Annotated in this window: 22 protein-coding genes; 9 read left to right on the top strand and 13 right to left on the bottom strand. The window is 72.0% G+C overall.

The window, feature by feature from the left end:
• Positions 1-44 precede the first annotated feature (44 nt).
• Together LXN57_RS01170 and dacB are read right to left on the bottom strand one after the other, a co-directional pair.
• Complete coding sequence (locus LXN57_RS01170; RefSeq protein WP_251795947.1) at positions 45-1,436, bottom strand: serine hydrolase domain-containing protein; 1,392 nt, start codon at positions 1,434-1,436, stop codon at positions 45-47.
• 9 nt (positions 1,437-1,445) lie between these two features.
• Positions 1,446-3,014, bottom strand: coding sequence for a D-alanyl-D-alanine carboxypeptidase/D-alanyl-D-alanine endopeptidase (dacB, locus tag LXN57_RS01165; protein ID WP_251795946.1), 1,569 nt, complete (start codon positions 3,012-3,014; stop codon positions 1,446-1,448).
• 202 nt (positions 3,015-3,216) lie between these two features.
• On the opposite strand from dacB, the gene LXN57_RS01160 reads away from it, so the two are divergent.
• Positions 3,217-4,293 (top strand): PQQ-dependent sugar dehydrogenase, encoded by a 1,077-nt coding sequence (locus tag LXN57_RS01160; protein WP_438872811.1) that lies wholly within the window; start codon positions 3,217-3,219, stop codon positions 4,291-4,293.
• A gap of 89 nt (positions 4,294-4,382) precedes the next feature.
• Here LXN57_RS01160 and LXN57_RS01155 read toward each other — a convergent pair whose 3' ends face one another.
• Positions 4,383-4,832, bottom strand: a complete 450-nt coding sequence (locus LXN57_RS01155; RefSeq protein WP_251795945.1) for a PH domain-containing protein — start codon at positions 4,830-4,832, stop codon at positions 4,383-4,385.
• 24 nt (positions 4,833-4,856) lie between these two features.
• A complete protein-coding gene (locus LXN57_RS01150) occupies positions 4,857-5,504 on the bottom strand; it encodes an HAD family hydrolase (RefSeq protein WP_251795944.1) in 648 nt (215 codons plus the stop codon).
• Between the two features lie 78 nt (positions 5,505-5,582).
• Here LXN57_RS01150 and LXN57_RS01145 point away from each other — a divergent pair, with 78 nt between their 5' ends.
• Positions 5,583-6,749, top strand: coding sequence for an RtcB family protein (locus LXN57_RS01145; RefSeq protein WP_251795943.1), 1,167 nt, complete (start codon positions 5,583-5,585; stop codon positions 6,747-6,749).
• Here LXN57_RS01145 and LXN57_RS01140 read toward each other — a convergent pair.
• Complete coding sequence (locus LXN57_RS01140) at positions 6,730-8,241, bottom strand: GGDEF domain-containing protein (protein WP_251795942.1); 1,512 nt, start codon at positions 8,239-8,241, stop codon at positions 6,730-6,732. The genes LXN57_RS01145 and LXN57_RS01140 overlap by 20 nt on opposite strands.
• Positions 8,242-8,265: 24 nt before the next feature.
• Entirely contained in the window at positions 8,266-8,829 is a 564-nt protein-coding gene (locus LXN57_RS01135; protein WP_308206584.1) for a phosphatase PAP2 family protein, read from the bottom strand.
• Between the two features lie 66 nt (positions 8,830-8,895).
• Between LXN57_RS01135 and LXN57_RS01130 the strand changes: the two genes are divergently transcribed.
• Complete coding sequence (locus LXN57_RS01130; RefSeq protein ID WP_251795941.1) at positions 8,896-9,990, top strand: phospholipase D-like domain-containing protein; 1,095 nt, start codon at positions 8,896-8,898, stop codon at positions 9,988-9,990.
• On the opposite strand, the gene LXN57_RS01125 is transcribed toward LXN57_RS01130, so the two are convergent.
• On the bottom strand, positions 9,983-12,085 hold the full coding sequence (locus tag LXN57_RS01125; RefSeq protein ID WP_251795940.1) for a protein kinase domain-containing protein: 2,103 nt from the start codon (positions 12,083-12,085) through the stop codon (positions 9,983-9,985). The genes LXN57_RS01130 and LXN57_RS01125 overlap by 8 nt on opposite strands.
• A 143-nt stretch (positions 12,086-12,228) precedes the next feature.
• On the opposite strand from LXN57_RS01125, the gene LXN57_RS01120 reads away from it, so the two are divergent.
• Positions 12,229-12,789: a GNAT family N-acetyltransferase gene (locus LXN57_RS01120; protein WP_251795939.1), complete on the top strand. Its 561-nt coding sequence runs from the start codon at positions 12,229-12,231 to the stop codon at positions 12,787-12,789.
• Positions 12,790-12,876: 87 nt separating this feature from the next.
• On the top strand, positions 12,877-13,971 hold the full coding sequence (locus LXN57_RS01115; RefSeq protein WP_251795938.1) for an endo-1,4-beta-xylanase: 1,095 nt from the start codon (positions 12,877-12,879) through the stop codon (positions 13,969-13,971).
• A 69-nt stretch (positions 13,972-14,040) separates the two neighbouring features.
• Here the strand turns inward: LXN57_RS01115 and LXN57_RS01110 are convergent, their stop codons facing one another.
• A complete protein-coding gene (locus tag LXN57_RS01110) occupies positions 14,041-14,901 on the bottom strand; it encodes an alpha/beta fold hydrolase (RefSeq protein WP_251795937.1) in 861 nt (286 codons plus the stop codon).
• Positions 14,902-15,133: 232 nt separating this feature from the next.
• Here LXN57_RS01110 and LXN57_RS01105 point away from each other — a divergent pair, with 232 nt between their 5' ends.
• Positions 15,134-16,186 (top strand): M48 family metallopeptidase, encoded by a 1,053-nt coding sequence (locus LXN57_RS01105; protein ID WP_251795936.1) that lies wholly within the window; start codon positions 15,134-15,136, stop codon positions 16,184-16,186.
• A 188-nt stretch (positions 16,187-16,374) separates the two neighbouring features.
• Here LXN57_RS01105 and LXN57_RS01100 read toward each other — a convergent pair whose 3' ends face one another.
• From LXN57_RS01100 to LXN57_RS01085, 4 genes are all read right to left on the bottom strand, one after another.
• Complete coding sequence (locus LXN57_RS01100; protein ID WP_251795935.1) at positions 16,375-18,327, bottom strand: acyl-CoA dehydrogenase family protein; 1,953 nt, start codon at positions 18,325-18,327, stop codon at positions 16,375-16,377.
• Between the two features lie 83 nt (positions 18,328-18,410).
• Positions 18,411-20,231: a multicopper oxidase family protein gene (locus LXN57_RS01095; RefSeq protein ID WP_251795934.1), complete on the bottom strand. Its 1,821-nt coding sequence runs from the start codon at positions 20,229-20,231 to the stop codon at positions 18,411-18,413.
• A gap of 172 nt (positions 20,232-20,403) precedes the next feature.
• Positions 20,404-21,090: a DUF6220 domain-containing protein gene (locus LXN57_RS01090; protein WP_251795933.1), complete on the bottom strand. Its 687-nt coding sequence runs from the start codon at positions 21,088-21,090 to the stop codon at positions 20,404-20,406.
• Positions 21,090-22,079, bottom strand: coding sequence for a carboxymuconolactone decarboxylase family protein (locus LXN57_RS01085; protein ID WP_251795932.1), 990 nt, complete (start codon positions 22,077-22,079; stop codon positions 21,090-21,092). The genes LXN57_RS01090 and LXN57_RS01085 overlap by 1 nt, the downstream gene beginning before the upstream one ends.
• A 145-nt stretch (positions 22,080-22,224) precedes the next feature.
• On the opposite strand from LXN57_RS01085, the gene LXN57_RS01080 reads away from it, so the two are divergent.
• Both LXN57_RS01080 and LXN57_RS01075 read left to right on the top strand, forming a co-directional pair.
• Entirely contained in the window at positions 22,225-23,355 is a 1,131-nt protein-coding gene (locus LXN57_RS01080) for a sensor histidine kinase (RefSeq protein WP_251795931.1), read from the top strand.
• A 263-nt stretch (positions 23,356-23,618) separates the two neighbouring features.
• Positions 23,619-24,281 (top strand): response regulator, encoded by a 663-nt coding sequence (locus LXN57_RS01075; RefSeq protein ID WP_251795930.1) that lies wholly within the window; start codon positions 23,619-23,621, stop codon positions 24,279-24,281.
• 1 nt (position 24,282) lies between these two features.
• Here the strand turns inward: LXN57_RS01075 and LXN57_RS01070 are convergent, their stop codons facing one another.
• Positions 24,283-24,558: a hypothetical protein gene (locus LXN57_RS01070; RefSeq protein WP_251795929.1), complete on the bottom strand. Its 276-nt coding sequence runs from the start codon at positions 24,556-24,558 to the stop codon at positions 24,283-24,285.
• Positions 24,559-24,846: 288 nt separating this feature from the next.
• Between LXN57_RS01070 and LXN57_RS01065 the strand changes: the two genes are divergently transcribed.
• Positions 24,847-26,214 carry an acyltransferase family protein gene (locus LXN57_RS01065; protein WP_251795928.1) on the top strand — a complete coding sequence of 456 codons (1,368 nt, stop codon included), beginning with the start codon at positions 24,847-24,849 and terminating at the stop codon, positions 26,212-26,214.
• The last annotated feature ends 6 nt before the right edge of the window (positions 26,215-26,220 follow it).

Raw genomic sequence — 26,220 nt, 5'->3', positions numbered from 1 at the left:
TTGCTGGCCTGCGCGCTTTGCCGGGCCCGTGCGGTTCGCCGGGCCTACGCGCTTGTCGGGCTGCCCGTGCGCCAGCCGGGCTCGTCGATGCCGCCGGGGATGACGGCGGCCGGGTCGTAGGGCCGCCGGGTGAAGACGAACGTGCCCAGGTCGAGATGGGTCACGGCGCCACTGTCGTCGCGTTGCGGCCGAAGGGATTCACCCGCGAAGTAGCCGCTCTGGCCGACCCACGTGCCGTCGGCCGCGGGCCGCAGGCGGGTTCCACGGTCGCCGCCGGCGAGCGAGCCCAGTTCCAGCCAGCCGTCGGCCAGGGGGCGCAGGATGTACGCAGCCGGGCCCCAATACCAGGGGCCGGCCAGATCGAGCAGCGCGCCGTCGACCTGGGGTAGCGGCTGCCACGGGGCGGGAATGCGGGGCTCGCGGTCGGCGACCAGCTCGAGCAGGTCGGCCGTGAAGCCGCCGATGGGGATGCCGGCCGTGGTGTTGGCCAGAGCGACCACGCCCAGCTCGTCGTCGTGGCTCACCCAGACGGTGGCCAGGAAGCCGGGGACCGAGCCCGTGTGGCCCGCGAGCAGCCTGTCGCCGCGGCGCAGCAGTTGGGTGCCGAGGCCGTAGTTCGACTGCCACGAGCTCACCTCGGGCGCGGAGGCGGGGGCGCGCATCTCCGCCAGGCTGTCCGCCCGCAGCACCCGTTCGTCGCCGGCCAGCAGGAACGCGGCGAAACGGGCCAGGTCGTCTGCCGTGGACCACAGCTCGCCGGCCGGGCCCATCGCACCGTAATCCTGGATCGGCTCGGGCAGCAGCACGTCGGCCCAGGGGTGCACGGCCCAGCCCTCGGCGTGCGGAGCGGCCGGATGCGGGCCGGTGCGGGTCATGCCCAGCGGCTCCAGCACCTCGGCCGCCAGCACCTCCGTCCACGGTTTGCCGCGCAGCTGGGCGACGAGCGCGCCGAGCAGCGCGAAGCCGGGATTCGAGTAGTGGAAGCGCCGGCCCGGCGGGTGCACCAGGGGATGGTCGAGCAGCACGTCAGCCACCTCGGGGCGGAGCGAGCCGGGGCTGCGCTCCCACCACGGGCCCGGGGGCTCGGCGGCCAGGCCCGCGGTGTGCGACAGCAACGAGCCGATGGTGGCCTCGCCGACCGCCGTGCCGGGCAGGTGCCGGTCGAGCGGGTCGGCGAGCGCCAGGCGGCCCTCGTCGCGCAGGCGCAGCGCCAGCAGCGTCACGAACGTCTTGGTGATCGAGCCGATGCGGTATTGCACGTCGCCACCCGGGGGCGAGCCGTCGACGCTGCCCCAGCCCTCGAGCCACACCGGGCGGCCGTCGCGCACGACGGCGGCCACCAGGGAGGGCGCCCGCGCCGAAACCTGGGTGGCGGCCAGGCGGTGGCGCAGCGCGCGGGTGGTCTCGGGCAACAGATCCGGCGAGGTCGATGGCATGCCGCGAAACTACAGGGACGGGCCGACAGTTACCGGGGCCTGTGGATAACCGGCGAGGGCAACCGCGATCCGGTCCAGGACGGGCGTGACCGACGGTGACAGCTGGTTGTTGACGATCGCCGAGAACACGAGCGGACGGTGACCCGGCGTCGTCACGTATCCGGACAGAGCCGAGGCGCCGGTGAGAGTTCCGGTCTTGGCGCGCACGGTGCCGGCGGCGACGGTGCCCCGCATCCGGTTGCGCAGCGTGCCACCGGTCATCCGGTCGGGATGGCCCGCCACCGGCAGGGCGGCGAACCAGACCGGGAACCACGGCTCGGCCCGCACCGCGACCAGGAACCGGGCGAACGCGCCGGGCGGCACGAGGTTGCGCCGGGACAGCCCGGACCCGTCGACCTGCCGCATCGTGGTGGTGTCGACGCCGAGCCGGCCCAGATAGGCGGCCACCGCGTTGGTGCCCGCGGGCCACGAGCCGACCCCGGCCGCCTTGCGCCCGATCGCCTTGACGAGCAGCTCCGACATGCCGTTGTTGGACAGCTTGAGCAGCGGAGCGACGAGATCTCGCAGCGGCGGTCCGAGGTGCCGCGCGAGCGTGACGGCCTCGGCCGGGGCGGCGCGGCCGGTGACGATCCTGCCCTTCACCCGTACGCCGTGACGGCGCAGCGCCTGGCGGAAGACATCAGCGGTCAGGGCCGTGGCATCCCGGACGGTGACCGGTTCGACCACCGCGGGCGTGCCCTTCGGGATGGCGCCGGTGACCGTGAGGACGTCGGTGCCGTGGCCGCGAGTAACGGAGACGGGTGTGATGCCGTGGGCCGTGATCGCCTGGTTGACCACGGTGAGTTGCTTGCTGTGCGGGCTCACCGAAACCCGGGCCGGCCGTCTGTCCACAGGCGCCGGAGCCACCTTGACGTTCACCGTTCCGGCCAGATAGTTCTTGTCCGGCGCCATCGTCAGCGCCGAGACAGGAGCCGCCCCCGAGAACGCCTCGTCGTCCCACGCCCACTCCAGCCCCAGCCGTTGCGAGTCGAAGGAGGTGTCGTCGGCCACCAGATCGCCGGTCACTTCGCGCAACCCGGACGCGGCCACGTCCCGGGCCAGCGCGTCGAGCCCGGCCGGGGTGAGCGCCGGATCGCCCTCGCCCCGCAGGTAGAGGTCGCCGGCCAGTGACGCGTCCCACCGTACGCCGAGAGCCCTGGCCTCGGTGGCGAACCGATGCCCCGGGCCGAGGATCGCCAGGGCCGCGGCCGAGGTGAACAGCTTGGCGTTCGACGCGGGCAGCAGCCGGCGCGCGCCCCCGCGATCCAGGAGCGTCGCCCCCGTGCCGGCGTCGGCGACCACGACACCGACCTGTGATCCCGCCAGCACCGGATCAGCCAGGATGTCGTCGATCGCCTGCCCGATCCCAGCCGGGTCCGCAGCCGCAGCATGCGGCCCGGCAGCATGCGGCGCGGCAGCGTGGGCGGATGCAGGCTGTGGGGCGAGCAGCGAATCGGTGGAGGGGAGGGGGAGGGCCCCCGACAGAGCGAGACCGAGAGCCAGCGCGGCAGCCGAGACGGCGGCTCGTGAGCGAGTCATGTCTTGATCAACGAGCAGGGACCCGATCCGTGGCTCGGCCGCAAGATGTGCACGGTCGCCGGCTGAAGCCCGGGCGTGACGGGAGGCTTGCGGTCGGCGGAACCCGTTCGGCGCTCGGGGCGTCTGCGTAGGCACGGCTGTCTTTCGGTGGAGTTTCGCCGGGTGGCAGCAGTATGGAGATCCCGACGACGGAGGCATCATCTTGCGAGCACTCGCCGCCCTGGCCGCCACGCTGTTCGTCCTCGCCGCGTGCGGCACGGCCGAGCCGGCCGACCAACCCGCCCGGAGTCCTCAGCCCGGCGCATCCGGGGGTGGCAGCGGCGGTGGCGCGCTCGGCGCCGCGGAAGAGATTGCCACGGGCATCGACGTGCCGTGGGGCCTGGCCTTCCTGTCCGGGGGCGACGCGTTGATCGCCGAGCGCGACTCCGGCCGCATCCTGCGGGTCACGGGTGAGGGCGAACCCCAGCCGGTGTACGAGGTTCCGGGCGTCGCCGCCTCGGGCGAGGGCGGGCTGCTGGGGATCGCCGCCCGGGGCGAGTGGGTCTACGCGTACTTCACCGCCGCCGACGACAATCGGATTGTGCGCTTCCGGCTCGGCAATGAGAGCGCGCCCGAAGTTGTGTTCGACGGTATCGCCAAGGCCGGCTTCCACAACGGCGGCCGCATCGCTTTCGGGCCGGACGGTCTGCTCTACGTCGGCACCGGGGACGCCGGGGAGACGGGCGACTCGCAGGATCCGGCCAGCCCGAACGGCAAGATTCTGCGGCTGACCCCGGAGGGGGAACCGGCTCCGGGCAACCCGACTGCCGGTTCGCCGGTCTACAGTCTCGGCCACCGCAACGTTCAGGGCCTGGCCTGGGACGGCGACGACCGCTTGTTCGCCACCGAGTTCGGGCAGAACGACCTCGACGAGGTCAACCTCATCGAGCCCGGCCGGAACTACGGCTGGCCCGAGGTCGAGGGGGAGGGCGGCACCGACGGCGGCCGCTTCACGAATCCGCTGGTCACGTGGCCGACGAGCGACGCCTCACCGTCCGGCTTGGCGATCGCGGGCGACACCCTGTACGTGGCCGCTCTGCGCGGCGAACGCCTGTGGACCGTCCCGATCGAGGGCGACGGCCTGGGCACACCCGCGGCGCTCCTCACGAACGAGTACGGTCGCCTGCGTACGGTCGCGGTCGCCCCGGACGGTTCGTTGTGGCTCACGACGTCGAACACCGACGGCCGCGGCGACGTCCGTGACGGCGACGACCGGATCCTGCGCTTCGCCACGCCGTAAAGCCACCCCGTGAAGCCACCCCGCAAGGCTTTGCCCACCCCATAAAGCGGGAGGGGCCGGGTCCCCTGCCTGGCCCCTCCCGCGAAACGTCAGCCGGCCGGCTTCTCGCGGAGCGCGTCGGCCAGGGCCCGGGCGTTCTTCTTGTCGATCCGGGGGAACGTCAACGAGATCCCGTCGCCCCCGTCACCGAACGCGATGCGGATCAGGCTGACCACGCCGAGCTTGGCTTCGGCCAGCGTCACCTGGTCGCGCGGAATCTGCCCCAGCACGCCGGCGCCCGGTCCGCCCATGAACGTCTGGGGCAGGAAGATCACGCGCGCGGTGGTCACCACCACGAACTGCTTGCTGGTGGCCGAGGTGAGGATCGCGCCCACCAACGCCCCGCCCGCTTGATTCTTGAGTCCCATGGCGACCGTCGTGCCGGCCCGGCTGGCCGTGAACGACCCGGCCAGCGCCCGCGTCGCCGTTATCGGCCGCTCGTCCGGCTGGAGGAGAGGGGCCACCACGTCGAATGCCTTCGTCTGAAACTTCTCTCGCACAGGCGCGCACAGTACACAGGCCGGCTACGACAGTTTGCCGAGGACCGTCCGCAGTGGATTCCCGGCCGCGCCGGCCAGCACCAGATCGGCCGTGGCGAAGCGGGTGACGGGCGTGAACGCGTTCGGAACGGCCACACATCGCAGCCCGGCCGCCTGCGCCGCCGCCACACCGTGCGGCGTGTCCTCGAAGGCGACCGCGTGCTCCGGTCCGATACCCAGCCGTTCGAGCGCGAGCCGGTACACCGCCGGGTCGGGCTTGTGGCCGGCCACCTCGTTTCCGCCGGCGATCACCTCGAACGCGTCCAGCAGGCCCACGCGCCCCAGATTTCCGCGCACCCAGTCGACGTGCGAACTGCTCGCCACGGCCAGCCGCAGCCCGGCCGCCTGCTCGATCCAGTCCCGGATCCCCGGCGCGGGCTCCAGCCCGGCATGCAACTTCTCCCGATAAGCCGTACGCCGGGAATGACTGAGGGCACGGTCGTAGCTCACGCCCACGGCAGCCGCCAGACGCGCGTACCGCTGCTCGTTCACATCGCCGCCGTGGTCGGCGAAGAAGCCCTCGACGGCCAGGTCCAACCCGTGTTGCCGCCACTCGTAGCGCCAGCTCTCCAGCAGCGTCGACTCGGTGTCCATGAGCAGTCCGTCGAAGTCGAAGATCAGCGCGTCCGTCACCCGGGAAGCGTAAATCGGAGGCGGTGGCCGATCTTGGGCGGCTAGCGTGACGGGGCCGAACGGGAAGGAGCAGAGGTGATGGAGAAGATCAACGGGCGTCTGGTGAACTGGGCCAGCCTGCTGGAGGCCGAGACGCGAGGGCAGGCGGAGAAAGCTTCCCGGCTGCCTTTCATCTTCCCGCACATCGCTCTCATGCCCGACGCTCACCTCGGCAAGGGGGCCACGGTCGGGTCGGTGATTCCGACCCTGGGGGCGATCATTCCGGCCGCGGTGGGGGTCGACATCGGCTGCGGGATGGCGGCGGTGCGTACCCAGTATCACCGGGATGAGCTGAAGCCGGGGCTGGCCGAGCTTCGTACGGCCGTGGAGAACGCCGTGCCGTTGAGTGCGGGGTCGTACAACGTGAGCGTGAGCGGCACGGCGCGCAAGCGGCTGAACGAGCTGGCCGGCAAGGCGGAGAAGGCCGGGTTCGATCCGGGGCGGTACGCCGGCAACTGGGAGCTCCAGCTGGGCACGCTCGGGTCGGGCAACCACTTCATCGAGGTCACCGCGGACGAGAAGGGGCAGGTCTGGCTGTTCCTGCACTCGGGGTCGCGCGGGGTGGGCAACAAGATCGCCACGCATCACATCCGGGTGGCCAAGGCCGCCATGGAGCGGTGGTGGATCGATCTGCCCGATCCGGACCTCGCCTACCTGGCCGAGGGCACCGACGAGTTCTGGACGTACATCCGCGAGCTGCGGTGGGCCCAGGACTTCGCGCTCGCCAACCGCGACGAGATGATGGACCGCGTCGTGGACTGTTTCGCCGAGTTCGTCGGTGGGCCGGTGCGCGAGCTGGAGCGGGTGCAGTGCCACCACAACTACACCGAGCAGGAGACGCACTTCGGTAAGAAGGTGTGGCTCTCGCGTAAGGGGGCGATCAACGCCGAGAAGGGCCGGCCGGGGCTCATCCCGGGGTCGATGGGCGACGCCTCGTACGTCGTGGTCGGCAAGGGCAACCCGGTCGCCCTCAACTCGTCGCCGCACGGGGCGGGGCGGCAGCTGTCGCGGTCGAAGGCTCGCAAGACCTTCACGCGGGAGCAGCTGCGGACGGCGATGAAGGGCATCGAGTACCGCGACACGGACGCGTTCCTCGACGAGATCCCGGGCGCCTACAAGCCGATCGACGTGGTCATGCAGGACGCGGACGACCTGGTCGAGGTGCGGCACACGCTGCGCCAGATCGTCAACGTGAAGGGCGACTGACCACTCGGCCGCGGCCGGAGCTCTTCGCCTCGTACAGGCGCCGATCGGCGGCGCCGGCCAGCCCCGCCAGCTGGTCGGCGCCGCCGTGGTGCACGCCCACGCTCACCGACACGGCGAGGCCGGGCGCGATGGCGGGCCACGGGTGGTCGCGTACGGCGTCGACGACCTCCTGGGCCCGCGCCTGGGTGACGTCGGCGGTCACGTCTGCCAGCACCACCACGAACTCGTCGCCGCCGAGCCGGGCCGCGAGGTCGATCGGCCGTACGAGGTCACCCAGGATCTCGCCGATGGCCGCCAGCACGAGGTCGCCGACGTCGTGGCCGAACCGGTCGTTGACCGACTTGAAGTGGTCGACGTCGATCATCATGACGGCGTACTGGGAGTCACCGCGATTCCCGGTCACGTACGCCTGGTAGCCGCGCCGGTTGGCCAGTCCGGTCAGGTCGTCGGTGAGGACGTCGCGGCGCAACTGCTCGTGTTCGAGGCGCCGGCGTTCGGCGTCGATGGCGTCGCGCATGGCGGCCATCCGCTCGAGGCGGTCGTTCCAGCGCAGCCGGGCCAGTTCGTCGCCGTACCGGATCGCCGCGTCCGGCGTGCCCGGCCGCCGCGCCGCGAGGCTCATCGCCAGCAGCCGGGTGTTAGCGGGGGTCATCTCGGGAAACTGCTCGTGCAGGCCGTTGGCGAGGCGGGCGGCCTCGACCGGGTCGACCGCCCGGATCGCGCGGGCCAGCGTGGTGAGCGACTCGTCGACCTCGTGACCGTCCTCCGGCTCGGCGTCGGCCAGCGCCGCGAGGACGAGCCGGTGGCCGTGGTACTGACGGATCCAGCTGGGTGGCCAGTCGTCGCCGACCACGCCGCACGAGCCGGGCAGGACCTGCCGGGCCCGGTCGGCTGCGCCCTCCCAGTCCCCGATCATGGCCTGGGCGCAGCACCAGTCCAGGGCCAGATCGACCCGGTTGATCGCGATGACGATCTGCTGCCGGCGCGTGGTCGCGGCCCAGCGGGGGTCGGTCTCGAGCGCCTGTTCGGCCTGGTCGTGGTAGTCGACGGCGATCTTCCAGAAGCCCCACATGTGGGCGACCTGACCGACCTCGATCAGCGCCGCCACCCGGTGCACGGCCGGCCCGTCGGCGTTGTCGAGCAGGCACGCGGCCTGGTTGAACGGACTGGTGGCGCCCGAGTCGAGCCGCAGCACCCGATGGCCCGCGCCGGCGCCGAGCGCGAGCGCGAGCAGCGCCGGGCTGCCGAGGCCGGTGGCGCAGCGCACCATCGCCTGCACGTGCGCGATGTAGTCCTCGCCCAGTTCCCGTACGGCGAGCGCGCGGGCGAAGTGCAGCAGGACGTCGACGTCGCCCCAGCCGGCGTGGGCGATCGAACGCGCCGCGGCGTCGATCTCGTCGGCGTTCATCTCGCCCTGGGCGGCCTCGATCAGCGCGTACGCCTGCTCGATGGCGGCCACGTGCTCGTCGGAAAGCGTGCGTCCAGCGGACATACGGCGCTCATCGTACCGAGAGGATCATCGCAGGAGCGGAAAAACCGTCCCGGCGATGAGGGCGCCGACCAGCGACCCGGCGAGGACCTGCCCGAGCGTGTGCGCCTTCAGCACCAGCCGCGACCAGCCGATCAGCGGCACCAGCGGCACGGCGAGCAGTGCGAACGGCCCGTACACGGCGACCAGCACCGCCACGGTTCCGGCGGCCACCCCGGCGTGGATCGACATCTTCCAGTACGCCGTGACGGCCGTGAAGACGACGAGGCCGGTGATCCCGGCGCCGAGCAGGGCGAGCAGTGCCCGCGGCGCGCCGAGCGCCACCAGCGCGGTGGTGCCGGCCAGCACCGACGCCAGCCCGAACAGCAGCGGCCCCCGGCGGTGCTCCCGCTCGGGAATGTGATGACTGGTCAGCCGGCCGCGGCGGACGCCCCGCACGACGTACGCCATGGGAATGCCCGCCGTGAACACTGCCGCCCCCACACCCCACCAGCTTCCGGCGTGGAGGCCGACGACCATGAGCAGGAGCGCGACGAGCACGCCGGGCGCGAAGACCTCGGTCAGCATCCGGGCGAACCTGATCTTGGTCACCAGGGAACGATACGGCCCGTCGTCCAGGTGACACCGCGGGGCGTGCGGGGGGCGCACACTGACCGCATGGGCATCGACCTGGGCAGTGTGGAGTTCTACGCCGGGCCGGCCGTGCTCGGCGGGCCGGACGACCTGGACGTGGTGATCCGCGACTTCATCGCCGGGGCGACCGACACGTTGCTGATCGCGGTGCAGGAGCTGGACTCGCGGGCGGTCGCCGAGGCGGTGCTCGCGGCCAAGGCGCGCAAGGTCAGCGTGCAGATCGTCCTCGAGGGCGACTACCTGGTCGAGGACCCGCCACTGGCCGACCCGTGGAGCCTCGCGGGGGACAACGAGCACAATCGGGTGATCCACTCGGCGCTGCTGCGGGCCGGGGTCGATCTGGTCACCGACCTCAACCCGAAGATCTTCCACCAGAAGTTCATCGTGCGGGACCCGGGCGCGCCGACCGCGGCCGTGCTGACCGGGTCGACCAACTTCACGCTCACCGACACCGGAACGAACGACAACGGCAACAACCTCAATCACGTACTGGTCCTGCACGGCCAGACGGCGGCGTCGCTCTACCTGCGCGAGTTCGAGCGGCTGCGCAGCGGCACCTTCGGCGAGCTGCGCGAACGCCGCGAGCCGAAGCCGCGCGAGTTCCGCCTCGGCCGCATCCGGATCAAGCCGATCTTCGCCCCGCACCAGGGTCCGGAGATGGAGATCATGAAGCAGATGCTCAAGGCCGAGCGGCGCGTCGACTTCGCGATGTTCACCTTCGCCCAGTCCTCGGGCATCGACGACACGATGTTCTGGCTGCTCAAGGCGGGCATCCCGGTGCGCGGCATCCTCGATCGCGGCCAGGGCAGCCAGGCCTGGGCGGCCACCCAGCCACTCAAGGTCAAGGGCGCCCTGCTGTACGAGAACACGCCCGGCAACGGGGTCCGCAAGGTGCACCACAAGCTGATGGTCATCGACGAGCGCCTGGTCATCGTGGGCAGCTTCAACTACACCGCGCCGGCCGCCACCCTCAACGACGAGAACATCGTGGTGCTCGGCGACCTGGAGGAGACCGACCCGGCGGCCGAGAAGGCGCAGCGCGAACTGGCCGCGTACGTGCTGGCCGAGATCGACCGCATCGTGGCCGACCTCTCCCGGCCGGTCGCCGGTCTTACTTGACGCTGAGCTTCGCGATCGACACCACCTTGCCGCCGCGGACGGTGATCAGAGCCGGGCGGGGGTCCGGCTCGGCGACAACCGTCGCGAACTCCTCGAAACTCACCTCGCAAGTTCCGGCGTTCGTGCGCGGGTCGAGGCACTCGGCCGGGTTCTGGCGGTAGTCGAGGTAGACCCGGTTGTCGGCAATGGGCAGGGTCACTCGCGTCGAGCTCGGCGCCGCCACATACTTCCGGGCGCACTGCGGAGACGCCGTTGTCAGGGCGAAGCGGCGGCAGTATTCCGTTCCGGTCAGGTAGTCGGTCGGTTCGACGATCGCCACCCGCCCGATGTCGTACGTGAGATAGGTGCCCGCCGTGAACTGCGCGTCGCCCGAGACGAAGGCGGGGACGGCCGGAGTGCCGGGGTCGGGGCCGGAGCGTAGCTGGGCGTCGGTGAAGGTCACGTCGGCCTGCCGGCCCTTTCGCGCGGCGACGGCGCCGAGCAGCACACGCCCGCTGACGAGGGAGGACTCGGTCAGCGGACCGGCGAGCACGCGCTCGCCGTCGACCGACACGGTCGCCTCCCGGTTGTTCGCGCTCAGCTGGATCCGGTGGGGCGCGCCGGTCGTGGTTGTGCGCTTCGCGGTGGCGATCACGGTCTCGCGGCCGTCGATCGTGCTGCTCAGGCTCAGCTCGCCGGGACACAGCGCGAACCGGTAGGCGTCGGCCAGATAATCCAGGCCCTCGCCCTCTCTGGTGGCGCGGAACCAGACGGTCGCGCACGACTGGGCGCCGGCCAAGGTCGCGCGCACCGAGACGGTCTGGTTCGGTGGAAAGACCACGCTGAAGGACGGGGCGCACACCATGGAACCAGTCGTGCGCACCCGCAAGCCGCTGCGGAAGCCGCAGGACCCGTCTTCGGTCCGGGTGGCAGTGAAGCTCGCTGCCTGCCGTAGCGAGTCGAAGACGCTCGGGCCGGCGACGACGGCGGCGGTGGTGGCGGCGGGTGTTTCGGGAGCGGGGGTTGGCTCACCGGCGTCCAGCAGGCGCAGGCCGGCGCCGGCGACGGCTGCCACGGCCGTGACAGCCGTCGCGACCACGGCCATGCGCTTGCCTCTGCCCGCTCGGGGCCGAGCCGGACGGTGCTGGGCTGCAGCCGGGTGCTGGGCTGCGGCTTGGTTCTGGGCTGCGGCCGGGTGCTGGGCTGCTGCTTGGTGTTGGGCTGTTGCTTGGTGTTGGGCCGAGGCCGCTGCCTCGGCCTCGCGGCGCAGCTCGGCCGGGAGCGGGGGAGCGGCGGCCGAACCGGAGACGAGGAGGCGGTCGAGCAGCTCGGGGGCGGTCGGGCGGTCGGCGGGGTTCTTCTCCAGGGATGCGGTCACCAGTTCGGCCAGGTACGGCGGAAGGCCGCCGACCCTGGGTGGCTGGGTGAGGATCCGGGCCGCGGTCACGGCCGGGCTGTCGCCGCCGAACGGGGTGCGGCCGGTGCCGGCGTACGCCACGACCCCGCCCCAGGCGAACACGTCGACCGCGGGCGTGAGCAGCCGTTCGCTGTCCGGGTCGAGACGCTCCGGAGCCATGTACGCCAGCGTGCCGACCACCACGTCGGGCCGGGTGTGGTAGCTGGTCGCCTCGAGCGGCCGGGCGATCCCGAAGTCGATGACCTTGGGGGTGCCGAGCGCGAACAGCACGTTGCGGGGCTTGAGATCGCGGTGGATCACCCCGGCTCCGTGGATGGCGGCGAGCGCGGCGGCCACACCGACAGCTACGCCGTGCAGGCTGCCGCCCGTCAACGGCCCGTTCTCGGCCACGACCTCGGTCAGGCTCGGGCCGTCCACATACTCGACGACCAGGTACGGCGTGATGCTGTCGGGGTCGGCGTCGAGCACCTCGGCCGTGCAGAAGGGCGGCACCTCGCGGGCCCGGCTGACCTCGCTGCGGAACCGGGCCCGGAACTCCTCCTCATGGGCGTACTCGGGCCGGATGACCTTGACGGCCACGAGCCGCCCGCCCGGCGCCTCGGCCAGGAAGACGGAACCCATGCCGCCCTCGCCGAGGCGCGACAGCGTCCGGTAACGGCCGATGTACGAGGGGTCGCCGGGACGAAGGTGATCAGCCACGGCACGCAAACCTACCCGGCTCGGGCCAGCCGCCGCGCCTGGCGGCCCACCCATAGCGCTGCGTTTATGTGTCTTTTCCGGCCCGGCCGGGTGGTGCCGGAAAGGATTTGCCGTGCCGCCGGGGGCGGGGAAGGCTCTTCGCCATGGAACCGCCAGAGATGATCAATGCCGGTGAGCTGGTGCTCAAGCGCTGGGCGGCCGAGTGGGCCCCCGCGGCCACCGACGCCGTCCGGGATTCGCTGCCTGAGCTGCGGCAATTCCTGCCGTGGGCCACCGATGGGTACGGCCTCGAGGAATCGCGCGACTACATCGCCCGGTCGCGGGCCGGCTGGGACGACGGGACGCAGTACAACTACGCGATCTTCACGACGGTCGGCGAGCTGGCCGGATCGATCGGGCTGATGACCCGGATGGGGCCGGGCGTGCTCGAGATCGGCTACTGGACCAGCACGCCGTTCGCCGGCCGCGGCTACATGACCACGGCCGTGCGGGCGCTCAGCCGGGTCGCCCTGACGCTGCCCGGGATCGAACGGGTCGCGATCAAGCACGACGAGGCCAACAAGGCGTCGGGCGCGGTGGCGGTCAAGGCCGGCTTCGAGGAGGTCGCGCGGGAGGTCCGCGACGCGGAGGCCGAGGGCGAGAGCGGCACGACGATCGTCCGCGAGCTGCGGCGTCCTGCCGGTCTTTCCGCCGGCAGAGATTGACGGACTCCGCTGCGGCGCATAAGTTTCGAGGATCCTCCGGAAGTTACGGGTGCGACATCCACCGATCGTTCCTCGAAGGAGTCCTTGATGAGAACCGCAGCCCGGGCCGTGGTGGCCGTCCTCGCCACCACGGCGACTCTCAGTTTTGTCATTCAGCCGGTGCAGGCCCATCCGCACGCCAAGTCGCTTCGCTCGGTTGCTCCCCGAGACTTGCGGATCGGCACCGCGGTCGCCGGCGGCGGTCACCACGTCGATCAGCCGTATCCCGACCCGTTCACCTTCGACAAGCCGTACCGGAAAGTGCTGGCCCGGGAGTTCAACTCCGCCTCGCCCGAGAACCAGATGAAGTGGGAGTTCATCCACCCGGAGCGCAACCGCTACAACTTCGGCCCGGCCGACGCGATCGTCCGCTTCGCGCGCGAGAACGGCCAGGTCGTCCGCGGTCACACACTGCTGTGGCACAGCCAGAACCCGGCGTGGCTCACCGAGGGCACGTTCACCAAGGCGGAACTGCGCTCGATCCTCAAGAAGCACATCTTCACCGTGGTCGGCCGCTACCGGGGCAAGATCCAGCAGTGGGATGTGGCGAACGAGATCTTCAATGAGAACGGCGAGTACCGCCAGGAGAACATCTTCATCCGTGAGCTGGGCCCGGGCATCGTCGCCGACGCGTTCCGCTGGGCGCACCAGGCCGACCCGAGGGCGCAGCTCTTCCTGAACGACTACGGCGTCGAGTGGCCCGGGGTCAAGGTCGACGCGTACGAGACGCTGGCCAAGGAGTTGCTGGCGCAGCGCGTCCCGCTGCACGGCTTCGCCTCCCAGGCCCACCTGAGCATGCGCTACGGCGCGCCCGACCAGCTGGCCGGCGTGCTGCAGCGCTTCGACGACCTCGGCCTCAAGACCGCGATCACCGAGCTCGACGTGCGCATGGACCTGCCCGAGGGCGGCGTGCCCACCGCCGAGCAGTTGCAGACGCAGGCTTCGTACTACAAGACCGTGCTCGACGCCTGCCTCGCGGTCGACGACTGCAACTCGTTCACGATCTGGGGCTTCACCGACAAGTACTCGTGGGTGCCGGTCTTCTTCCCGTCCGAGGGCGCCGCCACCGTGATGTGGGACGACTTCAGCAAGAAGCCGGCGTACTACACCCTGCGCGACACCCTGGCCCGCGCCCGTCGCTGACGGCCCGCGCTGACCGTATTGCCTGCCCTGGCCCCCCGTTCTTCTTCACCGGCCAGGGCAGGCGCACGGTCACGCCTGCTCGTCGAGCACCTTGCGCAGGGTGGCCGCGAAGTTGTCGGGGTCGCCCTGCTGGCCGTACTCGCCGCCGAGGAAACCGCCGTGGTGGCTGGGGAACCGCACCGGCTCGATGCCCAGCCCGGCCGCCACACCCTCGCCGCCGCGGTGGGCCAGCTCGTCGGCCGATTCCTCGCCCACGCCGATCACGATGCGAGTGGAGGCGGCGCGAAGGGCCGCGAAGTCGGGCTCGTAATGCGTGCAGGAGATCAGATTCTGCTCGAGGAGGACGTCGCCGCGGGACCCGTCGTCCTCGGCGGGCAGGCCGAAATCGGCCGGGCCGGGGCCGGGCTGGTCGATCCAGCCGGGCGGGACCTCGCCCTTGTGGCTGGTCATCAGGATGAACTTGACCATCGCCGGGCCCATGCCCGCGCGCTGGTAGAGCTCGGCGATGCCCTTGGTGGCGGCCGACGCGTTCTCGCGGTCGGGCAGCACCGGGATGATTGGCGGCTCATGCGCGACCAGGGTGCGGACCTGGTCGGGGTGGGCGGCGACCAGCGCGAGCGCGTTGACCGCGCCGCCGCTGGAGGCGAAGACGTCGACCGCGCCGCCGCCGACGGCGTCGATGACCCGGCTCAGGTCGTCGGCGTGCTCTTCGGGGGTGGTGACGCTCTGGCCGCCGGTGAGCTTGCTGCGGCCGATCCCGCGCGGGTCGTAGGTGACCACCTTGCGGTCGGCGAAATGCCCGGCCAGCGTGCCGAAACCGGTCGCATCCATCGGCGAGCCGACCAGCAGCAGGGCAGGGCCGGCGCCCGGACGGACGTCGTACGTGATCTCGGCGCCGGGGGTGGTGATGGTGTGCGTCTCTGCAGTCATGCCCCTAGGACTCCCGTCGGCTCGCGGACTCATCGGCCTTGCTGAAGAAATTCTGCCGGGCCCGCCGGCGGCGCGGGAGCTACTTCGGTACTGGTTACCGCCAGTACCGAAGCACTGGCTGACATCGGCCGAAAGTCGCAGTTTCCGCCGCCACGAACCGGGTCCTCGGCCGGATGTGCCCGCGGGACAGATCGGGGACTATCGTCCTCGGAACTTCAGACGGGAGAATCAGATGACCATCGAGGATGACAACCGGCCGGCGCGGCAGCGGGTCGCCCTGACCGGCATCAGCTCGCGGGCCTGGGAGCATCCGGCCGACCGGGGCGCGCTGACCGCCCTGCGCGAGCTGCGTGGTTTCGACGATGTGGTGCGCGGCCTGTTCGGCATGTGGAACGAGCGGGGGTTCCGCCTGTCGTATCTGGCCGGTGCGATCCGGGTCGACCACCGGCAGTACCCACGCGTGCACGGGCTCTTCGCCGAGGCCGCCGACTCGCTCGACGTCACCGAGCGGCCCGAGGTGTACGTGAGCCAGTCGCCGTTCATCACGAGCAAGGCGATCGGCATGGACCGTCCGTTCATCGTGATCAGCACGGGCGCGGTCGAGAAGCTGGACGACGACGAGCTGCGCACCCTGCTCGGCCGCGAGATCGGCCACGTGCGCAGCGGCCACGCCGTCTACCAGACGATCATGACGCTGCTGACCCGGTGGGTGACCAGCGTCAGCTGGCTGCCGGTCGGCGCGATCGCGCTGCGGGCGATCATCGCCGCGATGTACGAGTGGTGGCGCAAGGCGGAGCTGTCGGCCGACCGGGCCGGGCTGCTCGCCGCGCAGGACCCCGCGGCCTCGCTGCGGCTGTTCATGAAGCAGGCGGGCGGGGGCGACCTGTCGCAGATCGACACCGCGGCCTTCCTCGAGCAGGCCGCGGAGTACGAGGGCGGCGGCGACCTGCGCGACAGCATCCACAAGATCGGCATGACCGCGTTCAGCGGCGAGCCGGTGCCGGTGGCGCGCGCCGCCGAACTGCAGAAGTGGGTCGACTCGGGCGACTACGGCCGGATCCTCGGCGGTGACTATCCGCGTCGCGACGACGACCGTGACGCGTCGGTGACCGCGGACGTGAAGGCCGCGGCGGCCAGCTACCGCGACTCGTTCCGCGACTCGCCCGATCCGCTGGTCACCTTCGCCCGCAAGGCCGCGGGCGGGGCAGCCGACCTGGTGGGTTCGGCCGCGCGCGGCGCCCGCAACTGGGCCAACGGCCGCGGCGCCAACGGGGACGGCGCCTGATCCTCCGGTGGCGGCGCGGGCATCGAGGCCGCGCCGCCACCGGAATCGCGTCCAGCCGACGGCGGCGTGCTACCGGGCGTCAGCGTGTCGAGCTGACGGTGGCGTGCCGCTCGCCTCCAGCGCGTCGAGCCGACGGCGTTTTGCCCGGGGTCAGCGTGTCGAGCTGACGGTGGCGTGCCGCCGTGGCGTCAGCGGCCGGCGACGTCGTGTTCGGCCATCGTGGTCTGGCGGGCGGGCTCCTCGCGCAGGATCGCGGCGTCGAGCCACTCGTCGGGGATGGCGAAGGCGTCGACCAGGGTGGTGAAGTGCGGGCGCAGCTGGCGCAGCAGGTCGTTGACCATGGCGGTGACCGCCTTGGAACGGGCGGGCATCAGGCGCTGATGTTCCAGGTACCAGCCCTTGTTGGCCTCGATGGTGCTCAGGGCGTACAGGTCGGCGACCTTGGCGAGCAGCGCTCGGGCCTCGTCGTCGGCCGTGCGGTCGATGCCGGCCACGAAGGCCTCGAGCACGATGCGGTCGATGTGGGCGCGGGCCGTCTCGAGCACGTGGTCCTGCACGTCGTTGAAGATGTCGAACTGGCGGGCCTTCTTCTGGGCGGCGCCGTTGCGCAACCGTCGCACTGCCCCTTCCAGCAGGTGCTTCTCGCGGTCCTCGAAGAGGGCCAGATGCCAGCCGCGGTCGGTCAGCGCGACCTCCTCGTCACGGCCGGGGACGGCGTCGATCAGCCGCTGGATCAGGCCTCGGGCCGCGGTACGCTCCAGCACCAGGGACCGCACCTGCTCGGCCACGAAGGTGGCGCGGCCCCAGCCGTCCAGCGAGCCGAAGGCATCCCGGTAGCCGGTGAGCAGGCCCTTGGCGACCAGCTGCAACAGCACGGTGTTGTCGCCCTCGAACGTCGTGAACACGTCGGTGTCGGCCTTGAGGCCGGGCAGCCGGTTCTCGGCCAGGTAGCCGGCGCCGCCGCACGCCTCGCGGGCGGCCTGGATCGCCCGGGTCGCGTGCCAGGTCTGGGCCGCCTTCAGACCGGCGGCCCGGGACTCGAGCTCGCGTTGCTGGTGCTCGCCGGCCGGGCTGTCGGCGGTCTGCGCCTCGTGCAGCGTGGACACGAGCTCGTCCTGGGCGAAGTGCAGCGCGTACGCGTGGGCCAGGTTGATCCCGAGGACGCGCTGGTGGGCCAGGTAGTCGTTGAGCGCGATCTCCCGGGTCTCGCCGGGGGCGGTGAACTGGCGGCGGGACTCGCCGTAGCGGACGGCGATGGTCAGCGCGCTCTTGGCGGCGTTCGCGGCCGAGCCACCGACGACCACGCGGCCGCGGACCAGGGTGCCGAGCATGGTGAAGAAGCGGCGGACGTCGTTGTCGATCGAGCTCGAGTAGGCGCCGTCCGGCGCGACCTGGCCGTAGCGGTCGAGCAGCATGTCACGCGGCACGGTGACGTGGTCGAAGGAGAGACGCCCGTTGTCGACGCCGAGCAGGCCGGCCTTGTGCCCGTCGTCGCCGATCGTCACGCCGGGCAGGGGGTTGCCCTCGTCGTCGCGGATCGGCACCAGCCAGGCGTGTACGCCGTAACTCCGGCCACCCGTGACGAGCTGAGCGAAGACGACGGCCATGCGCCCGTCCCGCGCGGCGTTGCCGATGTAGTCCTTGCGGGCCGCCTCGTGCGGTGTGTGCAGGTCGAACGTCTGCGTCGCCGGGTCGTACACGCAGGTGGTGCGCAGCTGCTGCACGTCGGAGCCGTGCCCGGTCTCGGTCATGGCGAAACAGCCGAGCAGATCGGCCGAGATGATGTCCCGGAGGTAGCGGTCGTAGTGGTGCTCGGTGCCCAGCGCGACCACGGCGCCGCCGAACAGCCCCCACTGCACGCCGGCCTTCACCATCAGCGACAGGTCGATCTGGGCGAGCATCTCGGCCGCGACCACCGAGCCGCCGGGGTCGGACTGACCGCCGTACTCGATCGGGAAGCCCGCGGCGACGCCGGGATCGGCCGGCAGCTCCCGCAGCAGCCGGGTGACGCGTTCGCGCGCCTGGTCGATCGTCTCACCGGGCACGGCCACGAACTTGTCCCCGGCGAGTTCGGCGCGGGCCGACTTGCGGACGTGGGCCCACCGGCCGTCGAGCACTTCTTGCAAACGCGAGCTGAGCATGTCACCTCCACCGTTGTTACTGGCGAGTAGCAAGCTTACCCCGTCCGCTTGAGCGGCAACCGCGAGTCCTCGTGTGCGCGGCCCTACGAATACATCAGGTGCAGCGTCATGCCTGCCTCGGCGTGGGGGAGGTTGTGGCAGTGGTTGGCCCACATGCCGGGGTTGTCGGCCCGGAAGGCGACCTCCCACACCTCGCCGGTACGGACGTCGAACGAGTCCAGCCAGAGCGGGCTGCCGGATGCCGGCTTGCCGTTGCGGGAGAGCACCAGCACATGGTGGCCGTGCAGGTGCCAGGGGTGCACCGCCAGGGAGCGGTTGACGACGGTCAGCTTGACGATCTCGTCGCGCCGGACGACCTGGGCCGGGATGTCGGGGTCGGCGGCCCCGTTCACCGTGTGGGCATAACGGGGGAGCAGGCCGTGCAGGTCGACGCCACGATCCAGGACCAGGGTCAGGGAACGGTCGATCCGCGACCAGGGTGCGGGTGCGGTTGTGCCGTAGGTGAGCGGGTCGAGCACGGGCCAGGCGCTGAGCTTCGCGAGGTCTTGGCCGGTCGACGGAGCCGGGCGGCTGTCGGCGAATGATGCCGCCGGGCCGGTCGAGTGGACCAGGCGGCCGTCGACGAAGAGCGCCGCCGGTGCCGTGGCGAGCACGTCGAAGCGGCCGCCGGCGGGGATCATCAGGGCCGTGTTCTCCAGGGGCGTGGGGCCGGCCAGGTCGACGCCGTCGATGGCGACCACGCGGAACGGCGCGCCGGAGACCGCGTACCGGTGGGTCGTGCTGTCGGTGTTGATCAAGCGCAGGCGGACGGGCGTGCCCGCGGCGGCCGGCACAGTCGTCGGGTTCGGCAGCAAGCGACCGTCCAGCGTGTGAACGGGCACGGTGACGTCGAGACACGCCCGGTCGCTCGCCGCGGCTTCCGATGGCCCCGGTTGCCGGTCACCCGGTGCCTGCGGCCCAGCACCTTGGCGAAGTGAGGCGGCGGGCGCGACGAGGTCGCAGCCAGTACCCGAGGGGCCCGGACGGACCACGAGTACGCCGTACAGGCCCCGGCGCACGCCGATGTCGGACGCGGAATGCGTGTGGTACCAATAGGTTCCGGGCTGATCGGCGAGGAACCGGTAGACGAATTGCTCGCCGGGCCGCACCGCGTCCTGCGTCATGCCGGGCACGCCGTCCTGGTCGTTGGGGACGTCGTAGCCGTGCCAATGCAGCGTGACACCGCGTTCGATGTCGCGGTTGCGCAGTGTCACCTCGAGAACGTCGCCGGCCGTGACGGCCAGTTCGGGGCCGGGCACCTGTCCGTTGAACGCCCACGCTCCGTGGATCGTCCCGGCGGTCAGGGTGAAACGCTTCGCCGGCTCGCCCGGGCTGCGGCCGGCGACGGGCTCGTGGCGGTGGGGCGGCGCGGGTGCGGTGGGCGGGGTCACGGCGAATGCGGTGCCGGCGACGAGGGCCGCCACCGCCACGACCACGCCTGAACGGGGTGTTCGGCGGTGCAGGAAACGCCACGCCACGGCCGTTGCCGCTGCTACTCCGGCCACCGTGAGGAGCGCGGCGGCCGCCGACACGGGATAGCCGTGCAGGACCGTGACGAGCACCGCCCCGGTGGTGGCGAAGCCCGCGAAGAGGAACGCCATCGGGGTACGCCGGGCGCCGACCACCACCGCGGCCAGGGACAGCGGCGCGGCGATCACGACCTTCTCCGCCGCGAACCACCACCCGGCCCGGGCCAGCGCGACCGTCGTGGCCGCGCGGGCCAGCGTGGCGACGAGCGCGAGGACGGCGAGCCCGGTCGCGAGGCGGCGGCGCCCCGTGCTCGCCGCCGCCCCGCCGCCGAGCCACCCGGCCGCCGCGAGCACCGCGATCACCAGGTCGGCGGCAATGATCGACCCCGTCGTCATCGCGTCTCAGCCGTCCGGGAAACGGTGCGGCGGACGGGTGGGGCCGTTGTGCGGGCCCCGGGGCCGACCGGCGGACCCGGTGCGAGGAACGTCATGCCGATCGTCGGCCGGCGGCGTCTGGCGGCCGCGATGACCGCTTGGACGAGGCCGGCGGTAACGACGGTGTGGGTTGTCATGTCGCCTCACCCCTCCCGGTCCCCCGGAACGACGCGGGTTCGGAGGCGCCGGGCGGCGCCGGTCCGAGCGACGCGGGTCGGGATGCGCCGGGTGACGCGGCTTCGGAGGTGCGGGGCGACGCCGGTCCGAGCGACGCGGGCCGGGAAGCGTCGGGGGATGCGCCGGGTGACGCGGGGTCGGAGGTGCTGGGCGAAATACCCACGGCAGCGGCGGGCGACGCACGTTCCATAGTGCCGGGTGATGCGGGTTCGGAGGCGCCGGTCGGTGGTTCCGAAGGGCCGGCCGCGGCGAGGCGGCTGGCGCCGCGGACCACGCGGACGACCACGTGGACGGCGATGATGCCGTTGACGGCGTGCAGGGCGCCGAAGATCAGGCTGACCGCCGTGCTACTGCCCGACTCGTCGGCGAACGCTGACGGCAGGGCGGCCAGCAGCGCCTGCAGCAGGTTCAGGCCGAGTGGCAGGATCGCCAGGCCGACCAGCCGGCCGGGCGCCTTGGCCAGCACGGCGACCAGCGTGGTCAGCAGCGTCAGGGCCGGGATCACGGCCATGCCGGTGATGCGGTGCAACGCGTACGCGCTGTCGCTCGACGGTTCGGTGAAGGCGCCGACCGCCGCGAACACGAACTGGAAGGCGAAGACGATCAGGGTGACGGTGCTGACGACGACGAACGCCCGGCGCATCACGGCCTCCGGAGCGGGTCGAGGGACCGGGCCACGTGGTCGGTGGCCGTGAGGGCGCCGTACGCCACCAGTCGTACGAGGTCGGCGTCGGCGGGGTGGGAGAGGCGCCACAGCGCGACGTCGCCGGGGCTGATCGCGGCCGGGGCGAAAGCGGCCAGCAGGCCGATGCGGGCGCCCACCCGGTCGCGGCCCGGCAATTCGCGGACCAGGTCGGTGGCCCACTCGGTGGGCCGGTTCGGGTGCCGGCCGTCCTCCCAGGTCACGGTGGCCGTGATGGTCTCGCGGGCGGCGTCGCTCAACAGTTCGCCGCCCTGCGCGGCGGCCGACCGGAGCGCCGCGTAGGCCACCCCGACCGGACTGTCCCCGGCCCACGCGGGCGCTGCGCCGCCGGTCTCCAGCAGCGCCAGGCTCCGGCCGGGTTCCTTCGGTTCCCGTACGGTCCGGGCGTAGAACCGCCCCCCGGCCGACCGCACCGCCGGGAATCGCTGCAGGCCGCCCGGCAGCAGGTCCGGCGCCAGCAGGGCCGAGACGACCCGGTTGATGAAGTGGAAGGCGAGCAGCGTACCGGTGAGCTCGGGGCAGTACGGGCTCGTCCACCTCGTGGCGCGGGGGTGCCGGCTGTCCGCGGCCCAGCCGGCGAGCGTCGCGTGCCGGGGCCGGGGTGGTGGGTCGCCCCGCGCGATCACCTCGGCCAGTCCGTGCTCGCCGAGCGCGTGCAGCAGCGTCACGTGGGCGTCGACGCAGAACCGGCAGCGGTTCGCGCGGGACACCACCGACGCCACCAGTTCCCGTTCGACCCGGGACGCGCCGCCGGCGAGCAATGCCTCGCGCATCAGCGCCCAGGTCGCCGCAAGGATCGGCGGATCGGCCGAGAGGGCTTGGAAGGTGGGCAACGGTCCGAGGAAGTCCTCCCGCAGTTGCCGGTAGACCTCGGCCGTGCGGCCGGTCACGGCCCTGGAGATCGACGGGGTGAAGAAGCGGTATGTCATGGGACTCGATGCTCGGCCGGGCCGGCCGGGAAAGCGTCCTGCCGCAGTAGACACTTGGGGTGGGCCGGGTACCGCGCCGGTGGTACGCCGGATCTACCGCATCGGTGGGACGCCGCACGCGGGCCCGCCGTCCTAGAGTGCGAACGTGCGCCCCGATCTGCCGTACATCCTCGGCGGCGTCGTGCTCGGCGGTTTCCTGCTGGGCAACGCCGCGCTCGCACCGGACGCCGATCCGGTGGGAGCGGCCGACGTCGTGCTCGTCCTGGTCATGGCGGCGGCGCTGGCCGTGTGCCGGCGCTTCCCCGTGCCCGCGCTGCTCGTGGTGGCCGGGACCATGCTCACCCTGCACGTGCGCGTGCACGCCGGCGTGTCAGCCGCCTTCGCCGTCCTCGGCACCGTCTACATCGCCGCGTGGCGGGGTCATCGGGCGGCCGCCGCGCTGACCAGCCTCGTGTTCCTCGGGGGCTTTCTGGCGTACGACGTCTCGACCGTCCCCGACGGCCGGCCGGGCCAGCAGACCGTGGAACGCACCACGCTGCTGCTGGGCTGGTTCGTGGCGGCCAACGTGGCCGGGCTGGTCGCGCGGCAACGGCGGGCCTACCTGGAGCAGGTCGAGCAGCGGGCGGCCGACGCCGAACGCACGCGCGAGGAGGTGGCGCTGCGCCGGGCCGGCGAGGAACGCCTGCGCATCGCCCGCGACCTGCACGACTCGCTGACCCACAGCATCTCGGTGATCAAGGTGCAGGCCGGGATCGCCGTGCACCTGGCCCGCAAGCGCGGCGAGGAGCCGCCCGCCGCGCTGCTGGCGATCCAGGAGGCGGGCGGCGCTGCGATGCGCGAGCTGCGCGAGACCCTGGAGGTGCTGCGGGCGCCTTCCGAGCTGGGCCGGGCCGGGCTGGAGCGGGTGGCCGAGCTGGCCGAACGCACCCGGGCAGCCGGCGTTCCCGTGCAGCTGACCGTCACCGGCTGTCCCGCGGACCTGCCGGTCGAGGTGGATCAGGCCGGCTATCGCGTCGTGCAGGAGGCGCTCACCAACATCGCCCGCCACGCCGGGGAGGCCAGTGCCGAGGTGCACGTCGACTACGCGCCGGCCCGGCTCATCGTCTCGGTGATCGACGACGGCCGGGCCCCGGCCGACCGCCCGGTGACGCCGGGCGTGGGGCTGCGCGGCATGCGGGAACGGGTCACCGGTCTGGGCGGCACGCTCCAGGCCGACCGTCACGACGGCGGCGGCTTCGCGGTCCGGGCGACCTTCCCGCTGGACGGCGCGGCATGACCAGGGCGCTGCGCGCGAGAAGCGGGACGGCTCGGCATGACCATGGCGCCGCGCGCGAGAAGCAGGACGGCTCGGTACGACCATGGCGCCGCGCGGGGGAGATGCGGGACGGCGCGGTATGACCATGGGTCTGCGCGTGGGTGACGCGGGACGGCATGGGACGGCCGTGGGGCTGCGCGCGGGCGTCGGGGTCGGTGCGGCGTGATCCGGGTGCGGCCCGCGGGTGGCGGCGGTGTCGGCCGGGAGATCTGGGGTGGTGCGGGGTGATCCGGGTGGTGCTGGCGGATGATCAGGCGTTGATGCGGGCCGGGTTTCGGGCGTTGCTCGGGGCTGAGGACGACCTGGAGGTGGTCGGCGAGGCGTCCGACGGGGCGGGCGCGGTGCAACTCGCCCGGGAGCTGAAGCCCGACGTCGTGCTGATGGACGTGCAGATGCCGGGGCTCGACGGCATCGAGGCCACCGCGCGGATCGCGGCCGATCCGGGGCTGGGTGGGGTGCGGGTGCTCATGCTCACCAACTACGGGCTCGACGAGTACGTCTTCGCCGCCCTGCGTGCCGGGGCCAGCGGCTTCCTGCTCAAGGACGCCGACCCGGCCGACCTGCTCCAGGCCGTGGCGGTCGTGGCCCGCGGCGACGCGCTGCTCGCCCCGGCGGTGACCCGGACGCTGATCAGCGAGTTCGTCAGCAGCCGGCCGCCGGATCAGCCGACCGCCGGGCGGGAGGTGCTGACCGCCCGCGAGCAGGAGGTCGCCGGGCTGGTGGCCCGCGGCCTGACCAACGACGAGATCGCGGACCGGATGGTGATCAGCCCGCTGACCGCGAAGACGCACGTCAACCGGGCGATGACCAAGCTGCACTGCCGCGACCGGGCGCAACTGGTGGTATGGGCCTACGAGTCGGGGCTGGTGACGCCCCGCCGTCGCTGAGTCAGGCGACCAGGGCCCAGCGGTCGCGGCGGTGGCCGGGACGGGCGGCGTACAGCTCCTCGACCAGGCGGCGGGCCCAGCGCATGCGAGGGGCCGCGATCTCGGGGTGGTCGCCGTACTCGCCGGCGACGTCGGCGGCACAACCCCGGACGCCGTGATGATTACGCACGGCTATGCGGATGGCGTCGTCGACCGCCTGGAACGAGGGGCGGCTGCCCGTGGCGAACTGGCTCGTGAACAGGGCTTCGGCTCGGGCGGCAGTCAGAAATGTCGTCATCGTTGAATCCTCCTCAACCATAGGACCGGACGGCCGTCGGTAACTCATCGCTCAAGTTAGCCCTGGGGTACGACAGTTTTTAGCCCGCAGCCGCGAAGTCACCGACATTTCACTCTGAGTGACCGGGTGCGGCGTGCGTCGAGAGATCTGGAAACACGCCACCGGACGGCTGGACCGAGCTGACCGGACGGGCCGCCGTCGTACGGCGTTCGACGGTTTACGCGCAGGTCATCGCCATGATCGTGTACGAGAGCTGTGTGTTCACGACCCCGTGGCGGAGGCCCAACCATGACTGCAACACCCGTCGCGGGCGTGCCCACGGCTGCGGCGCCACCGGTCGCCAAGCCCCCGCGCAACCGCTACATCGACACTCTGCGTGCACTCGCCATCGTGCGCGTCGTCGTCTACCACGCGTTCGGCTGGGCCTGGCTGACCTATGTGCTGCCCGCCATGGGCGTCATGTTCGCCATCGCCGGTTCGCTGATGGCCGCGTCGCTGGCGAAGTCGGGCGCGCGCAAGGCGGTGTGGTCGCGCATCCGGCGCCTGCTGCCCGCCCTGTGGACGTTCGCCGCGGTGGCGCTGCCGATCATGTTCTGGCACGGCTGGTCGGCGAGCGATCCCGACCACCCGCTGCACAAGCTCAACCTGCTCTTCTGGCTGTTCCCGCTGGAGGACCCGCCGGGCAGCTCGTGGGGCGAGCCGTTCTGGGAGGTGCTCTGGTACCTCCGGGCGTACCTGATCTTCGTGCTGGTCTCGCCGATCCTGTACTTCGCCTACAAGAAGCTGGGCTGGGTCGTGGTGGCGCTGCCCCTGGCCGCGCTCGCCGCGTTGCACCTGACCGGTTTCCGCCTGCCCGACCCGATCGACGGCATCATGTGGGACTTCGTCACGTACGCCGCGTGCTGGATCGCCGGTTTCGCCCATCGCGACGGCCGCCTGCACCGGCTGCCGGTCGCCGTCTGGGCCGCGCTGACCGCGGTGCTCGGCGGCATCGGCCTGTACTGGCTGTTCACGCACCCGACGGCGTGGGGCTTCGACCTCAACGAGGAGCCCATCGCCCGTACGCTGTGGTCGCTGGCCTTCGTCCTGATCGTGCTGCGCTTCCGTCCGGCACTGGCCGTGCTCGACAAGGTCAGCTTCACGTGGCTGTCCGAGTCGGTGCGGGTCATCAACGCCCGGGCCATCACGATCTACCTCTGGCACTTCCCGCTGATCACGGTGGGCGCCGCCGTGCTCGAGCACTACGAGGTGCCGTGGGCGACGTTCCAGTACATCGTGTGGATGCTGGTGCTCGAGACCGCGCTCGTGCTGGTCGCGGTGCTGCTGTTCGGCTGGGTCGAGGACGTGTCGGCCAAGCGCAAGGCCTCCCTGTGGCCGGCCGCGATGCCTTCCCTGGCGGGTGCGGGCGGTCCGGCGATGCCGGCCGTGGCGGGTGCGGGTGGGCCGGCTGCGGCTGGTGCGGTTTTCCCGCGTACGCCGGAAAGCGTTTCCCCGCGTACGCCGGAGCCCCCGGCCGCCGGCAGCGCGGTGAGCCCCGGCTACGGCAGCGGCGTGAGCGTCGAATTCCAGGGCGGGACGAAGCCGCCCGCCGGAACCGTCTACGGGAGCCAGGCGAGCCGCGTGCCCGGTTCGGGGCCGGAGAATCCGCCCCGCTGACGTGCA

The sequence above is a fragment of the Paractinoplanes hotanensis genome, from assembly GCF_023717965.1.
Classification (GTDB): Bacteria; Actinomycetota; Actinomycetes; order Mycobacteriales; family Micromonosporaceae; genus Actinoplanes; species Actinoplanes polyasparticus.
Note: the sequence above shows the minus strand (reverse complement) of the source record. Positions and strands in the feature narration are given on the sequence as shown.

What these genes read in the sequence shown, in the direction of transcription:
- LXN57_RS01100 (WP_251795935.1), bottom strand. Translation starts at nt 18,327, where the DNA reads ATGCTCAGCTCGCGTTTGCAAGAAGTGCTCGACGGCCGGTGGGCCCAC.
- LXN57_RS01070 (WP_251795929.1), bottom strand. Translation starts at nt 24,558, where the DNA reads ATGACGACATTTCTGACTGCCGCCCGAGCCGAAGCCCTGTTCACGAGC.
- LXN57_RS01065 (WP_251795928.1), top strand. Translation starts at nt 24,847, where the DNA reads ATGACTGCAACACCCGTCGCGGGCGTGCCCACGGCTGCGGCGCCACCG.
- LXN57_RS01110 (WP_251795937.1), bottom strand. Translation starts at nt 14,901, where the DNA reads ATGACTGCAGAGACGCACACCATCACCACCCCCGGCGCCGAGATCACG.
- dacB (WP_251795946.1), bottom strand. Translation starts at nt 3,014, where the DNA reads ATGACTCGCTCACGAGCCGCCGTCTCGGCTGCCGCGCTGGCTCTCGGT.
- LXN57_RS01085 (WP_251795932.1), bottom strand. Translation starts at nt 22,079, where the DNA reads ATGACATACCGCTTCTTCACCCCGTCGATCTCCAGGGCCGTGACCGGC.
- LXN57_RS01130 (WP_251795941.1), top strand. Translation starts at nt 8,896, where the DNA reads ATGGGCATCGACCTGGGCAGTGTGGAGTTCTACGCCGGGCCGGCCGTG.
- LXN57_RS01115 (WP_251795938.1), top strand. Translation starts at nt 12,877, where the DNA reads ATGAGAACCGCAGCCCGGGCCGTGGTGGCCGTCCTCGCCACCACGGCG.
- LXN57_RS01105 (WP_251795936.1), top strand. Translation starts at nt 15,134, where the DNA reads ATGACCATCGAGGATGACAACCGGCCGGCGCGGCAGCGGGTCGCCCTG.
- LXN57_RS01145 (WP_251795943.1), top strand. Translation starts at nt 5,583, where the DNA reads ATGGAGAAGATCAACGGGCGTCTGGTGAACTGGGCCAGCCTGCTGGAG.
- LXN57_RS01170 (WP_251795947.1), bottom strand. Translation starts at nt 1,436, where the DNA reads ATGCCATCGACCTCGCCGGATCTGTTGCCCGAGACCACCCGCGCGCTG.
- LXN57_RS01095 (WP_251795934.1), bottom strand. Translation starts at nt 20,231, where the DNA reads ATGACGACGGGGTCGATCATTGCCGCCGACCTGGTGATCGCGGTGCTC.
- LXN57_RS01090 (WP_251795933.1), bottom strand. Translation starts at nt 21,090, where the DNA reads ATGCGCCGGGCGTTCGTCGTCGTCAGCACCGTCACCCTGATCGTCTTC.
- LXN57_RS01140 (WP_251795942.1), bottom strand. Translation starts at nt 8,241, where the DNA reads ATGTCCGCTGGACGCACGCTTTCCGACGAGCACGTGGCCGCCATCGAG.
- LXN57_RS01120 (WP_251795939.1), top strand. Translation starts at nt 12,229, where the DNA reads ATGGAACCGCCAGAGATGATCAATGCCGGTGAGCTGGTGCTCAAGCGC.